The organism is Streptomyces sp. NPDC047049, from assembly GCF_040643995.1.
In the GTDB taxonomy this organism is placed as follows: Bacteria; Actinomycetota; Actinomycetes; order Streptomycetales; family Streptomycetaceae; genus Streptomyces; species Streptomyces mooreae.
Map to the genome: position 1 here is coordinate 221,876 of NZ_JBEYVM010000001.1, position 13,454 is coordinate 235,329.

Below are 13,454 nucleotides of genomic sequence, written 5' to 3' on the forward strand. Positions count from 1 at the left end.
CGGCGGTGGGCGGTGGCGGGGCAGCGACGAGCAGTGGCGGGGCAGCGGCGACGAAGGGGTCAGAGGCGGTCCGGGGTGACGGGTGAGAGCCGGTAGGCGTCGCCCTCGGCGATGACGCGGCCTGCCGTGGGCGGCGGGAAGTGGCTGCCCAGGAGCAGGGTCTCGGTACCGGCGAGCGAGGCGAGGAGGCCGCGGCGGGTCCTGGCGGCCTGCGCGGGGTCGACGTCCGCGCAGCTGCAGATGTCGGGGCGCGGCAGCTGGACGGGGTGGTGGATGCAGTCGCCGGTGATCAGGGCCGTCTGTCCGGCGCTGTGCAGCTCCACGGCGAACTGGCCGGGCGTGTGTCCGGGGGTGGGCAGGAGGCGGACGCCGGGAGCGACCGTGGCACCTTCACCGGGCACCTCGACCAGGTCGAGCAGTCCGGCATCGCGGACGGGGTGGACGGAGTCCCGGAACATCTGGCGGCGCGCGTCGTCCAGCTCCTGGCCCGCCCAGTGGTCCCACTCCGTACGTGCCGTCAGGTAGCGGGCGTGGGGGAAGGTGGGGACCCAATCCCCCTTGTCGGCACGGGTGTTCCAGCCGACGTGATCGGTGTGCAGATGGGTGAGGAGGACCAGGTCCACCGTATCCGGGGCGAAGCCGGCCGCCGTCAGGCGCGGGAGGTAATCGCTGTCCAGCTGATCCCAGGCGGGGTTGGTCCGGGCTTTGCCGTTGCCGATTCCGGTGTCGACGAGCAGGCGCAGCCCCTGCACCTCTATCGCGAAACTGTGCGTGGCCAGGCGGAGGGTGCCGTCGTGGTCGGTGAAATCCGGCTGCAGCCACGGCGCTTGGGCCACCACGTCCGGGGTGGCGTCGGGCAGCAGCCACCGGCCGGTCGGTGCGGGGAGCGCGGTCTCGTCGATGCGGCGGACGGTGATCTCGCCCACCGTCCAGGCGGGGACCGCGTCACTGACGGCAGGCATGAGGTATCCTCTCCCGAACCAAAGGCAATTCCTTTGCATTAAGGCCACGCTACCGCGGTCGGGGCGCTAACGCAAACAGATTGCTTTTATGTGGACCCGCGCGGCTCCGAGCCCTTAAGGTGGAGCCATGAGCCCCAGGCCGATGACCCGCCCCGGGGGACGCAGTGCCCGCGTCCAGGAATCGGTGCACGCAGCCGTGCGCGCCCTCGAAGCCGAAGAGGGCCGTGCGGCGCTGACGGTTCCCCTCGTCGCCGCTCGCGCCGGGGTCACGCCGTCGACGATCTACCGCCGGTGGGGAGACCTCCAGGAGCTGCTGTCCGACGTGGCCGTCGAGCGCCTGCGTCCGGAGGCGCCGCCCGCCGATCACGGAGCGCTGCGCACGGACCTGGAGGCATGGGCCGAACAGTTCCTGGAGGAGATGGCCTCGCCCCCGGGGCGGGCCTACCTCCGCGACGCGCTCGCCGGCGATCCGGACGGCAGTCATGCGGGCCAGTGCTCGGCCTACGCCGCCGAGCAGGTGGAGGTCATCCTCGCCCGCGCCGCCGAGCGCGGCGAGCCGGCCCCGGACACCGAACTCGTGATGGACCACATCGTCGCTCCCATGATGTACCGGCTGGTCTTCCGGCCGGGCCCGACCGACGCGGCGTATGCGCGCGGCCTCGTGGAGGCCACCCTCTCCGGGCTGATGCCACGGCCTTGACCCTGTTTCGTCGTGCCCGCGCGCCGGGCGAGGCCCGGGACGCCTCCGGGGCGCACCGCAGGGCACGGCCCATGAGCCCCGGGTGAGGCCTTCGCCCGCACGTGGGGCGCGGTCTTCGCCCTCGCGTCGGCCATCACGGCCGTACTGAGCCTGGACGCCACCGCCGTCCTGCTGACCCCCGTCGTGTTCGCCACCGCCGCGCACATGGGCGCCCGTCCCGGACCCCATGTATACGCCTGCACCCATCTGTCGAACACCGCATCGCTGCTGCTGCCCGTCTCCCATCTGACGAACCTGCTGGCCTTCACGGCGAGCGGGCTGAGCTTCACCCGGTTCGGCGCGCTGATGGCACTGCCGTGGGTGGTCGCGATCGGCGTCGAGTACCTGGTCTTCCGCCGCTTCTTCGCCGCTGACCTGCGCGCCCTGCACCCGGCCCGGACAACGCCGAGCCCCCGGGCTGCCGCTGTTCGCCCTGGTGACGGTGGCCTGCACGCTCGCCGGCTTCGCGCTGACCTCCGCGCTGGGCGTCAACCCGGCCTGGGCCGCGGCGGCCGGCGCCCTCGTCATGGCGGTCCGTGCGCTCGCCCGGCGCGACACCACCCCGGCCGCCGTCGTCCGGGCCGCCGGGGTGCCGTCCTCGCCGTGCTCCTCGGCGTCAACATCGGCCCCAACCTCACCTACGCCGGATCGCTCGCCACCCTGCTGTGGCGGCGCATCGTCCACCACCACGAACACGACGTCACCCTCAAGGAATTCACCCGCCTCGGCCTGCTCACCGTGCCCGCCGCCCTGGGCCTGGCCACGGTGGCGCTGTGGGGCTCCCTCCAGCTCATCGGGGGCTGAACCAGCGGCTGCGTCCGGCACCGATACCCCCTGCCGGCGGTCAGCTACCGGTGGGTGGCGGCATGGGCCCCGGCCCGGTGGCCCGTAGTCCTTCCAGGAGCAGGCGCAGGCCGAAGGTGAAGTGCGCGGCGAAGTCCGTGCTGGTGAGCACCGGCAGGGCGGGGGCGAGATGGGGGTACTGCGCCGGTGTCACCGCGGCGCGGAGCCGGTCGGGGTCCGCCGGGCCGTCGCCTGCGATCTGGAGGGCGGCCTGCTCCTCCAGGGTGTGGCCGAGGGTGAAGTGGACGACCGCGAGGGCGGCGCGGGCGGCGTCGTCGGGGGCGAAGTCCGCCTCCCGCAGTACACCGATGAGGGTGTCAGCGAAGCCGAGGGTGTGGCGGCCGGTGGAGTGCGTACCGGCGTAGACGCGGGCCCCGTCCCGGCGGCCGAGGAGCGCCGCGCGCATCCGGTGGGCCAGTTCGGCCAGGCACTCGCTCCAGTCCGCCGACGGGAGCGGCCGTTCGAGGCAGTCGGCCAGCAGCGCTTCGGCCATGGCGGTCAGCAGCTCGTGCTTGGTCGCGAAGTAGCGGTACAGCGCACCGGCCCGTATGTGGTCGGGTGCGACGGCGGGCGGAGCGTGGTGCGGCGGGCCGCCGGGATCGGGTTTCCCGGCACCGGCGAGACGCTGAGCGGAGCGCTGGGGGACTTCGCGACCGTCGACCCGGCAGCCCTCGACCGCGCGCGGGCCCATGGCGTGCTGGCCGTACCGCTGGAGCCGGGACCCCCGGCCGGGCCCGGCCCCGGGGGCGGGCAGGAGGGAGGCGGCGCACCCGGATCGTCCTCCTGGATCCCCAGCGGATGCGGACCCCGTCCGCCGCACCACTGACCCTCGCCGAGTTCCGGGCCTCCCTGCGACGGATCTGCGGAACCGACTGCGGGGTGGCGCGGCCCCGCTGGCTGTCGCGGTTCGGCAACGCCACCCGTCTCGCGGCCTCTTACCGTGCCGGGCGCGTCCTGCTGGCCGGTGATGCCGCCCATATCCACTTCCCGGCGGCCGGCCAGGGTCTCAACACCGGGCTCCAGGACGCGATGAACCTGGGCTGGAAGCTCGCCGCCGAGATCAACGGCTGGGCCCCGCCCGGCCTGCTCGACAGCTACCACGCCGAGCGGCACCCGGTCGGGCAGGCGGTCACGGAGAACACCGAGGTCCAGACGCTGCTGGCGGAGCTGACGCTGCTCCCGCCGTACCAGCGGCCGGCCGTCGCACTGCGCGGGCTGCTGACCGAACTCCTGGGCATCGAGGAGGTCAACCGCCGCCTGGCCGGACGGATTTCCGCGCTCGACACCGCCTATCCCCCCGCCGGCACGGACGCCGACCCGCCGGCGGGACGGCGGATGCCCGATATCGCGCTGACGGCGACCGGCACGGAGGCCCTACGCCTCTGCGAACTCCTCCCGCACGGCCGGTTCGTCCTTCTCGACCTCGCGGGGGACCCGGAGATACGGCAGTCCGTCGCGACCGCTTGGGGGAAGCGGGTGACCGCACTCAGCGTCACCGAGCACGAATCCCGCACCGACCTGGACGGGGTGCGCGAGATCCTGGTCCGCCCCGACGGCCATATCACCTGGGCCACCCGCGGCACGGACGTACGGACCCGCCGCACCGAACGCGTCCGCGCACTGACCAGCTGGGCCGGCCGCCCCGCGGGGGACTGAGCGACGAGGGGCGCGGCGGCTTCGGGCCGCACGCCCCTACTCCTCGCCCCTCGCCCCTCACCTCTCACCCAGCACCCTGGTCACAAAAGCGGCCAGTTGGGCCCTCAGCCGGTCGCGGGTCATCTGCTCCTGGCCGGCAAGGTGCTCGACCAGATCGGCGCGGGTCGCGGCCAACAGGACATGCGCGGTGAAGTCGGCGTCCGGAGCTGCCGCCCGAGCCGGGGCACCGGCCGGGGCACCAGCCTCCGCACCGTCCGCCGTATCGGTCGTCGTATAGGTCGTCGTATGGATCTCCGCACCGTCCGGCGCATCGCTCTCCGTAACGACCGGCCGTTCCAGCGTCTCCCGCAGGATTCCGTGCCACCACGCGTAGGACGCCCCCTGATACGGGCTGCCGCTGCCGGCCTCCTCCAGGGCGAGGGAGAGATGGCGGTGGTCGAGCTTGAAGCACAGGAGGGCGTCGAGCAGCGCCGGCACCCGCGCGTGCGGCGGCGCCGACGGCCCGAGCGGCGCCGGCCCCTCCGCCACGGCCTGCCGCACGGGCTCGATCCGTGCCTCGAACACCGCCCGGATCAGACCCGTGCGGTCACCGAAGCGGCGGAAGAGGGTCCCCTTGCCGACACCGGCCGCTGCCGCGATGTCGTCCATCGACACGCTGCGGGGGCTCGCGCTGCGGGCGAAGAGCTCATCGGCGGCCGACAGAACGGCCTCGCGGTTACGGAGCGCATCCGCGCGCGCCTTGCGTTCAGCCATGGGTGGGAGAGCCCCTTTACGAAACGGACCGTCGGTCCGTATAGTCTCGGCGACGATTAAGCGGACCATCGGTCCGCATTGTGCCCCAGTCTAGAGGCGAGGCGTCCCATGAACGACAGCACACACGGCAACCCCCTCGAAGACGGCGAAGCCGGCCGCCCCATGACCCCCACAGCTCAGGCGACGCCACCGGCAGACCTCTACCGCCACGGGCTGCAGCTGCTTCTCGACAAGGACATCGACGGCTGGGTGGCCCTCTTCGACGACCATGCGGTCTTCGAGTTCCCCTTCGCCCCGGACGGCTATCCGAAGCGGCTGGAGGGCAGGGCGGCGATCGCCGCGTACATGCGGGACTACCCCGATCACCTCGACCTCCACGCGTTCCCCCACCTGGAGATCCACCGGACCGATGCCCCCGGCACCCTCGTCGTCGAAATGCGTGCCATCGGCCGGCTCGTGGCGTCCGGCGCACCGTACGAGATGGCGTACATCGCCGTGGTGACGGTCGCGGACGGCCGTATCACCCACTACCGCGACTACTGGAACCCCCTGGCCGTCCCGGCCTCCCTGCGCGAGGCGAAGTCTCCGCTCGCCCCCACGTCCTGACGGAGTGACGATGACCCACCGAGACACCATCCTGGTCACCGGCGCCTCCGGCACCACCGGCAGCCGCCTCGTGCGCCGGCTCACCGCGCTCGGACACCCCGTCAGGGCCGCCGGGCGCCGCGCTCCCGAGCTTCCGCGCGCCCAGGCCGTACCCTTCGACTGGTACGACCCCGCCACCCACGATGCCGCCCTACGGGGAGCGGCCGGGCTCTACCTCGTCCCGCCCACCGCGGCCCCGGAACCGGCCGCCGTGATGATCCCGTTTCTCGAACGGGCCCGTTCGGCAGGCATCCGCCGCGTCGTACTCCTCAGCTCCTCCGCCATCCCCGCCGGCGGCCCGGGGGTGGGCCAGGTGCATGCCGCGCTCCCGGGGCTCTTCGACGCATGGACGGTGCTGCGCCCCTCCTGGTTCATGCAGAACTTCACCGGCAGCCACCCGCACGCACAGAGCATCCGCACCAGCGGCGTCATCATGACCGCGACCGGGAAGGGCCGCATCGGCTTCATCGACGCGGACGACATCGCCGCCGTCGCCGTCCACGCCCTCACCGCCGAACCGGCAGTCCCGGGCGCCGACCTGGTGCTCACCGGACCGCAGACCCTGAGCTACGACGACATCGCCGTCATCCTCACCGCCCTCACCAGCAGTCCGGTGCGCCATCACCCGCTCACCTACGACCAGTTGCACGACCGCCTGGCCGCCGGCATGCCCGCCGCCTTCGCCGCCCTGCTGGCCGGCCTGGACCGCGCCATTGCCGACGGCTCCGAAGACCGCGTCACGGACACCGTCGAACGCCTCACCGGCCGCCCGCCACGCAGCTTCCAGGAGTTCGCGGCAGCGTGGCGGCGCGACTGAGCGGGGCGCACGTCAGCCGGCGAACCCCGGGGAGACGAGGCCGGGGTGGACGAGACCGGGGTGGACGAGACCGGACTGGACGAAGCCGGGGTAGGTGAGGCCGGGGTGGACGAAGCCGGGGTACCCGGGGCTTCCCGGGTTGAGGGGGCTCCCCTGACGCACGGAGCTCTCCGGACGTACGGGGCTTCCCGGACGCACGGGGCTTCCCGGATTCCCCGGGCGCGACCGGTGTGCGGTGTTCACCCGGTGTGCAGGGTTCAGCCGGTGCGGAGGGCTCACTCGATGCCCGGCACTCACCGAGTGGCCGGCGTTCACCCGGTGCCCAGCGCTCACCCGATGCTCAGCACTCGCCGGGTGCTCCGCGTTCACCCGACGCTTGTCGCTCACCGGGTGCCCGGGGTTCACCCGGTGCTTGGCGCTCATCGGATGCGCGGCATTCACCGGATCCACGGGACGCTCCGTGTCGGCAGGCTGATCCGCGCTGTCGGAGTTACCGGGGCCGTCGGAGTTGCCAGGGCCGTCGGAGTTACCGGGGTCGTCGGAGTTACCGGGTCCGTCCGAGTCACCTGGACCGTCCGAGTTCCCCGGCCCGTCCGAGTTACCGGGGCGGTCCGAGTCCTCCGGACCGCCCGAAGACGCCGGGCCGTCCGTGTCGCCCGGGTCATCCGAACGCCCCACTTCATCCGCACGTCCCGAGTCATCCGCACGTCCCGGATCATCCGAACGTCCCGGATCATCCGCACGTCCCGGATCATCCGAACGTCCCGGATCATCCGAACGTCCTGGGTCATCCGAACGCGCCTGGCCGTCCGAGTCACCCGGGCCGTCCGTGCGCGCCATGGTGTCCCGGTCCTCCGGCTCCTGCGGGTAGCGCGGGCCGTCCGCGCTCAGCCGCAGGCTCCCGAACCGTGCGTTGACCCACGATCCGGCGCGCACCCTGGTCACCACGGATCCGGTGCAGTCGCGACCCTTGTAGAGGATCAGGTCGGTGGGGGTGTCGTTGTCCACCTCGCCGTAGCCTTCGCCGACGCCGTAGCAGTGGTCGTCGCCGGGGTCCTCGATCCGGTACATCCGGTTGCCCTGCCGGATGTGGTACGTGATGACGCCGGAGACGGCCTCGGCGTCGGTGGGGCCGAACGCGGCGGACGCCCCCGTGAAGGCCACAGCGCCCAGCAAAGCGATCATGCGTCGCACAGTCGGAACTCCTCGTCAGCCATGGGCAGCGGTCCGGCCCTCGGTCACACCCGTGCGGGATTTCGCCATGTGGGGTTCCCGATGACATATCGGGATATTCACCTCGGACGGGATATTCACCAGCCAGCAGGAGCCCGCGGCAGGCATTGCGGGTCCCCGGGGCCGCTGTTCGAGGGACGGCCACGGACGCTGCCCGTGGACCGGTGTCCGTGGCCGGCGTCCGCGGGCCGGCGTACGTGCTGTGGCCGAACTCCGGGCGGACCGGTCCGCCCGGCCCAGCCGGCTCCGGCCCAGACCGCCCGGCCCACCCAGACCGCCCGGTCCGCCTACCCCACCCCCGCGACCGACGCCCTGAAGAGCCGGGCCGCCGACGTCCCCAGCCCGGTCGGCGCCGCCAGCCGCCCCGGCGATCCCATGGGATGACGCAGCTCGGCCTCGGTGTAGCGCAGGCAGCCCCGGTGCCAGGTGAGGATGCCGGCCAGCCAGTTCTCCAGCTCGTGGACGTAGCCGTCGAGGGCCTTGCGGGCATCGGGCGAGAGGTCGAAGTCGTCGCAGACGACCGGGAGTTCATGGGCCGCGACATGCTGGAACTCGCGCATACGCGAGGTCATGAGGTCGTTGATGATGTGCAGCGCGGTCGGGTAGTCGCAGTCGAAGAAGTTCTGGACGACCAGGATGCCGTTGTGGATCTCACCCTCGTACTCGATCTCCTTCTGGTAGGAGAAGACATCGTTCAGCAGACAGGCGTAGTCGGCCGCGGCGTTCTGCAGGGAGCACAGGGTGCGGGTGCGGTAGATCTCCGGCGGGATCCGCCGGTCGTGGCCGATGCGGCTCAGGCTCATGGTGAGGTCACAGCCGAAGGTCGCACGGCGCATCTCGATGTAGTCGACGGGGTCGGGGATGCGGTGGTGGAGCTGGTTGTCGAGCTCCCAGAGCCAGCCGGCCGTCATCGCGTCGACGGCTGCACGGAGCATCCGGCGCGCCTCGGGGGCCATCGGCCCCGCCGTACGTGTCCACAGGTCGGCCAGCCCGCGTTCCATCGCGTTGACCGGCTGGGGCACGGCGGCCGACGGGTCGAGCGGCATCAAGGCCGACAGCCGCTCGGTGCACACCTTGGCCGAGGCGATGTCGCGGGTCCGGCCGAAGACCTGGGGGTAGTAGTCGTCGGCGTAGGTGCCCCAGGCCAGCCAGGCGGCGTCCAGGTCCAGTTGTTCCAAAGTGGCGTCCGGGTGAAGGCCGGCCGCGCACAGCGCCAGGTCGTAGCGGACCATGGCGGGCTCGTCCCAGATGTCGGACAGCGGCACCCCGGGCTGCGGGCCGAGGATACCCATCCGGTACGCCCATGCGACGACGCGGCGGCGGGCGCCCTCCAGATGCGGGCTGAGGGTGGTGGTGAAGGGCATGTAGAGGTCGGGGACGCGCGAGGGGCCGACCTTCTGGTACGGGACATGGGTGGAGCTGCGGAGCCGGCGCGCACCGGGCGTGGTCGGCTGCCTGCCGGCCTTGGCCGGCCGCGCACCGGCCGTGGTCAGCGGCGTACCTGCCCTGACCGGCCGCGCACCGGCCGTGGTCAGCGCCGTCCTCAGGTCCGCCGCCGAGGTGCCGAATCCGGCCGGGGAGAAAGGCGACCAGGGGCGCGAGGTGGCGGCCGCGGAGCCGCCGCCGTTCATATAGCGGCTGGAGCGCATATGCCATTCGTGGCCGCCCGACTGCCAGTCCTGGAGCCCCTTGGCGTACGCCAGCACATCCGCACAGGACCGGGGGTCCAGGCCCTCTTCCAGGAAGAGCGCGGGGAGTTCGGTGGCCACGGTGTTCTCGAACTGCTGCAGCCGCGAGGTGATCAGGTCGTTGACGGCGTCCGCGGCCTCCTGGGTGGTGCAGTTCAAGAAGGTCTCCAGCACCAGGACGCCATTGCTCAGCTCGCCCTCCTCCTCCGTCTCCCGCTGGTAGGAGAAGAGGTCGTTGCGCAGATGCACCCCGTCGGAGAAGGAGTCGCGCAGCACCCGCAGCGGACGGGAGCCGGCGACGGCCGCGGGCACCTCGGCGCCGGTCGCATACTCCACCAGGCCCGCTGACCAGGGCGCGCCACCGACCTTGCGGCGCATCTCGATGTATTCGACGGGGTTGGGCACCCGGTGAATGTTGATGTTGGACAGTTCCCACAGCGACTCATTGAGCAGATGCTCGGTGCTCTCGGCGAACCGCTTCCGCCAGGCCATGGACATGTGCGGCACCGTGCGCGCCCACAGATCGGCGAGCCCCGCCTCGACGGGGTTGGCCGGCTCGGGAACGGCCGCGGTCAGCTCCATCGGCATGAAGGCGGGCAGCCGGTCGAGGTACTTCTTGCCGCCCTCCCGGTCGAGCGTCCGCTTGAACTCCTCCAGGAAGTGGTCGTCGAAGAAGAAGACCCAGACGTACCAGTCGGTCACCAGCGAGAGCGCGTCCGCGTCGCAGTCGGGGTGGGTGTAGGAACACAGCAGGGCATAGTCGTGGGCGTCGAGATCCTTCTCCTCCCAGATGTGCGAGCCCTCCAGCATCCCCATGTCGCGGGCCCACTTCTTGGAGTGCGTACGCGCCGTCTCCAGATGCGGGTTCAGCCGCGCGGGATAGGGCGTATAGAAGTCAGGCAGTTCGAATGGCTGTGTCACCGTTGCCGGCCTCTCCCCATACGTACGGAAGGAAGGCGCGGGGCACCACGCCCTCCGGACGGAGCAGCGCTACCCCAGGGGTCAACGCGTTAGGCCTTACGGAGGATGAGCTTCCGCCACCGGTTCACTTCGGTTCGGCACCCTCCGAACGGGGGTTACTTCTTGCCGACTTCTGCCACTTTCCTTTCACCGGCGCCGCTTTCGCCGGCGTCACTTCCGCCGGTACCGCTCCCGCGGATGCCGCATTCGTTGGCGCCTTGTTCGCCGGCGCCTCGTTCGCCGGCGCCTCGTTCCTCGGCGTCCAGGCGCCGGCCCCTTGCGGCCGTGCGCAGGGCGAGCCGTGCCAGCGCCTCCGGGGCGCCGGCCTGGCCGCGAATGCCGGGGAAGGCATTGATGTCCACGATGAGGGGCGCGCCGCCGCCGGCGTCGAGAACGTCCACCCCGTAGACGTCCAGACCGAAGACCTCGCCGACCCGGAGCGCGGCATCGGTCCAGCTCCGGGGCAGCTCGCCGACCGGCAGCGGCAGCGTCGGCCCACGGCCGTCCGGGGACAGCTCCGACCGACGCAATCCGGCGAAGAGCTGGCCGTCGACCACCCACAGCTTGTGGTCCCAGCCGCTGTTCGCGGTGAACTCCTGGACCACCACCGGCTCATCGGGCCAGTCGGCCGCCAGCTCCCGCAGTCGTACGGCGCCGTCGGCACGGGCCACGAGGTCATGGCGCCGGCTGAACCGGCTCTTGATCACCAGGGGCCCGTCCGGTTCGCCGGCCGCGGCCAGCTCCCCGACCGTGGCCACGGCGGCGGTACCGGCGAACGGCAGCCCGGCCGCGCGAGCCACCGCCGCCAATTCGACCCGGTCCTGGCATCGCACGGTCGCCGCCGCGGAGTTGAGCACCGGCGCACCGTGCTCCTCCAGGAGGGCGGCCAGCGCCAGCGCCCGGGGCGTACGCGCCTTGAGGAGATAGACATCGGCGAGCGATGACAGAGCGGCCGAGGCGGCGAGGCCCGGATCCGGGCCCTGTCCCTCGCCGCCCGGATCCAGCCATACGACCTGATGCTTCGGGGTCAGCAGCTCGGTGACCGCGGCCAGCAGCGGATGTCCGGGATCCGCGGTGACCAGCCCGATCCTCACCGGCCACCACCGATCGAGGCCGCGGGCCGGCTGGGGCGGGGCACGGGCGGAGCGGTGAACGGGGGCGTCACGGGTGCCGCGGCCGCACCCGGCCTCGCCACGGCGCCCGGCTTCACCTCGGCAGGTCCCGGCGTCGCCGGCCCGGCCCCCTGCCCCGCCGTCCCGTCACGGGCGAGGTCCAGGATCGCGGCGGACACCCGGGCGACCGCGTCCGGCACCTGACGGAAGCTCGGGAAGTCGTTGATGTCCACGACCACCGGGCCGTCCGGCCCGAGCAGAATGTCGACCCCGTACAGATCGAGGCCGAACACCGCGCCGATCTCGGCGGTGATCCGGGCGATGTCGGGGGTGAGCGGCACCTGACGTTCGCGTACGGCATGCGCGGGATGCAGCGGAGAGCACCGCTCGGTCGCGTACAGCTCGCCCGCGACGCTGTACACCTTCAGATCCGTACCGGAGTTGGCCACATAGGGCTGGGCGATGAGCAGCCCCCCGTCCGCCGCGCCCGGCTCCCCGGCACCGGCCGCATCCACGGGATCCAGCAGCCGGTCCGGCGTCGCCACCAGCCGCACGGCACGCCCGGAACTGCCGTCAGCGGGCTTCACCACGAGGGGGAACTCCGCCTCGGGGACCTCCGCGAACTCCTCCGGACGGGCCGCCGCGTACGTCACCGGGACGGGCAGCCCGCTGCGGCGAGCGATCACCGCGGCCAGCGCCTTGTCCCGTACGCCGCGGATCGCCCGGACATCGTTCACCGTCGTCAGCCCGACGGAAGCGGCGGCTTCCAGCAGCGTCAGCCCCGGACCGCCGGAGACGGTCTTGAGGACCCAGGCGTCATGGCTGCCGGCCTCGATCGCCTCGGATATGCGGATGAGCGAGCGGCCGGGCCACACCACATCCACCTGGTGTCCCCAGGAGCCGAGTTGGCGGATGACGTCCAACGGCATGCCGTCGTGGCGGTACTGCTCCTCCACCAGGAAGCAGAGTCTCATCGGGGCACCCTCATCATCGCCGCACGTCCGTCCACCGTCCGTCCGGCAGAACCATGACGTACCAGGATCCCATGCGGATTCCGGCAAGGACCGCGGACCCACGCACCCGGCTCCGGCCCGCATTCCGACGAGGCGGCACCACTTCGTACGCCAACCCGGCTCGTACGGCCCCCTCCTGGCCCGCTCGGCCCCGTACGCCCGCTCCCTCTCATCTCACCCGCCTGTCCGCTCCCCCTCGCCCGCCTGTCCACCCTCCCACCTCCCCGCCCCCCGCTACCGTGAGGCCACCACGACGGAGAGGACCGGCGCGGACCGGTTCGGACCAGCGCGGACTGAACGCACCAGCACGATTCGGGAGCCCCAGTGACCAACAAAGCCGCGCCCTTCGACGACCTCGACCGCAAGATCGTTGCGGCGCTGATCGACAACGGGCGGGCGAGCTTTGCGGAGATCGGTGCGGCGATCGGGCTGTCGTCCACCGCGGTGAAGCGGCGGGTGGACCGGATGCGGGAGAACAACGTGATCACGGGGTTCACCGCTACCGTCCGGCCGGCCGCCCTGGGCTGGCTGACCGAGGCGTATGTCGAGGTGTACTGCGACGGCGCGGCACCGCCCCGGCGGCTTGCCGAGGTCGTGCGCAACCATCCGGAGATCGCCGCGGCGATGACCGTGACCGGTGGCGCCGATGCGCTGCTGCACGTACGGGCCAAGGATGTCGAGCACTTCGAGGGGGTGCTCGAACGGATCAGGGCCGAGCCGTTCATCCGCAAGACGATCAGTTACATGGTGCTGTCCCACCTCCTGCCGGACAGCCCGGAGGCGGGCGCCAGCCAGCCCCCGGGCGGCTCCGCGCCCTGACATGGGGCCGGCCGGGGGGCGGCACGGAGCCGGCACGGGGCCGCGGCGCGGGGCCGGACGCATGCGGAGCAGGTACGCGCGCCAGGCGACCGTGCGCAAGAATCCGGCTACCTCGTCCATGACCACGCAGGATTCCTGCGCTGATGAGCAGCATTTATTTCTTGTGACCCGAATCCGTCGCTCCTTACCGTGGAAGTACTCCGGGTGACCCTCG

11 protein-coding genes and 2 pseudogenes are annotated in these 13,454 nt (G+C 72.0%); 6 read left to right on the top strand and 7 right to left on the bottom strand.

Translation table 11 applies throughout. The annotated features are described in order from the left end of the window. Window positions 1–59: 59 nt before the first annotated feature. Window positions 60–962: an MBL fold metallo-hydrolase gene (locus ABZ851_RS01015; protein ID WP_361120329.1), complete on the bottom strand. Its 903-nt coding sequence runs from the start codon at window positions 960–962 to the stop codon at window positions 60–62. A 127-nt stretch (window positions 963–1,089) separates the two neighbouring features. On the opposite strand from ABZ851_RS01015, the gene ABZ851_RS01020 reads away from it, so the two are divergent. Together ABZ851_RS01020 and ABZ851_RS01025 are read left to right on the top strand one after the other, a co-directional pair. Then, window positions 1,090–1,662, top strand: a complete 573-nt coding sequence (locus tag ABZ851_RS01020; protein ID WP_336047750.1) for a TetR/AcrR family transcriptional regulator — start codon at window positions 1,090–1,092, stop codon at window positions 1,660–1,662. Between the two features lie 108 nt (window positions 1,663–1,770). Then, window positions 1,771–2,505: pseudogene (locus ABZ851_RS01025) on the top strand (SLC13 family permease); the annotation flags it as partial. Between the two features lie 40 nt (window positions 2,506–2,545). Here the strand turns inward: ABZ851_RS01025 and ABZ851_RS01030 are convergent. Next, window positions 2,546–3,037, bottom strand: coding sequence for a TetR/AcrR family transcriptional regulator C-terminal domain-containing protein (locus ABZ851_RS01030; RefSeq protein WP_361120332.1), 492 nt, complete (start codon window positions 3,035–3,037; stop codon window positions 2,546–2,548). A gap of 54 nt (window positions 3,038–3,091) precedes the next feature. Here ABZ851_RS01030 and ABZ851_RS01035 point away from each other — a divergent pair. Continuing rightward, a pseudogene (locus ABZ851_RS01035) lies at window positions 3,092–4,200 on the top strand (FAD-dependent monooxygenase); the annotation flags it as partial. Window positions 4,201–4,257: 57 nt separating this feature from the next. Here ABZ851_RS01035 and ABZ851_RS01040 read toward each other — a convergent pair. Further along, window positions 4,258–4,953, bottom strand: a complete 696-nt coding sequence (locus ABZ851_RS01040; RefSeq protein WP_361120335.1) for a helix-turn-helix domain-containing protein — start codon at window positions 4,951–4,953, stop codon at window positions 4,258–4,260. A 162-nt stretch (window positions 4,954–5,115) separates the two neighbouring features. Between ABZ851_RS01040 and ABZ851_RS01045 the strand changes: the two genes are divergently transcribed. Together ABZ851_RS01045 and ABZ851_RS01050 are read left to right on the top strand one after the other, a co-directional pair. Then, window positions 5,116–5,559, top strand: a complete 444-nt coding sequence (locus ABZ851_RS01045; protein ID WP_361121747.1) for a nuclear transport factor 2 family protein — start codon at window positions 5,116–5,118, stop codon at window positions 5,557–5,559. Window positions 5,560–5,569: 10 nt separating this feature from the next. Next, complete coding sequence (locus ABZ851_RS01050; RefSeq protein WP_361120338.1) at window positions 5,570–6,415, top strand: NAD(P)H-binding protein; 846 nt, start codon at window positions 5,570–5,572, stop codon at window positions 6,413–6,415. 12 nt (window positions 6,416–6,427) lie between these two features. On the opposite strand, the gene ABZ851_RS01055 is transcribed toward ABZ851_RS01050, so the two are convergent. From ABZ851_RS01055 to ABZ851_RS01070, 4 genes are all read right to left on the bottom strand, one after another. Beyond that, window positions 6,428–7,600: a hypothetical protein gene (locus ABZ851_RS01055; RefSeq protein ID WP_361120341.1), complete on the bottom strand. Its 1,173-nt coding sequence runs from the start codon at window positions 7,598–7,600 to the stop codon at window positions 6,428–6,430. Window positions 7,601–7,935: 335 nt separating this feature from the next. Then, the gene (locus ABZ851_RS01060) at window positions 7,936–10,257 is read right to left on the bottom strand and encodes a terpene synthase family protein (RefSeq protein WP_361120344.1); all 2,322 of its coding nucleotides are present in this window, start codon (window positions 10,255–10,257) and stop codon (window positions 7,936–7,938) included. A 155-nt stretch (window positions 10,258–10,412) separates the two neighbouring features. Continuing rightward, on the bottom strand, window positions 10,413–11,390 hold the full coding sequence (locus ABZ851_RS01065; RefSeq protein ID WP_361120347.1) for an alpha-L-glutamate ligase: 978 nt from the start codon (window positions 11,388–11,390) through the stop codon (window positions 10,413–10,415). After that, window positions 11,387–12,382, bottom strand: coding sequence for a hypothetical protein (locus tag ABZ851_RS01070; protein ID WP_361120349.1), 996 nt, complete (start codon window positions 12,380–12,382; stop codon window positions 11,387–11,389). The genes ABZ851_RS01065 and ABZ851_RS01070 overlap by 4 nt, the downstream gene beginning before the upstream one ends. A 363-nt stretch (window positions 12,383–12,745) precedes the next feature. On the opposite strand from ABZ851_RS01070, the gene ABZ851_RS01075 reads away from it, so the two are divergent. Beyond that, the gene (locus tag ABZ851_RS01075) at window positions 12,746–13,240 is read left to right on the top strand and encodes an Lrp/AsnC family transcriptional regulator (protein WP_361120352.1); all 495 of its coding nucleotides are present in this window, start codon (window positions 12,746–12,748) and stop codon (window positions 13,238–13,240) included. Window positions 13,241–13,454: the final 214 nt, after the last annotated feature.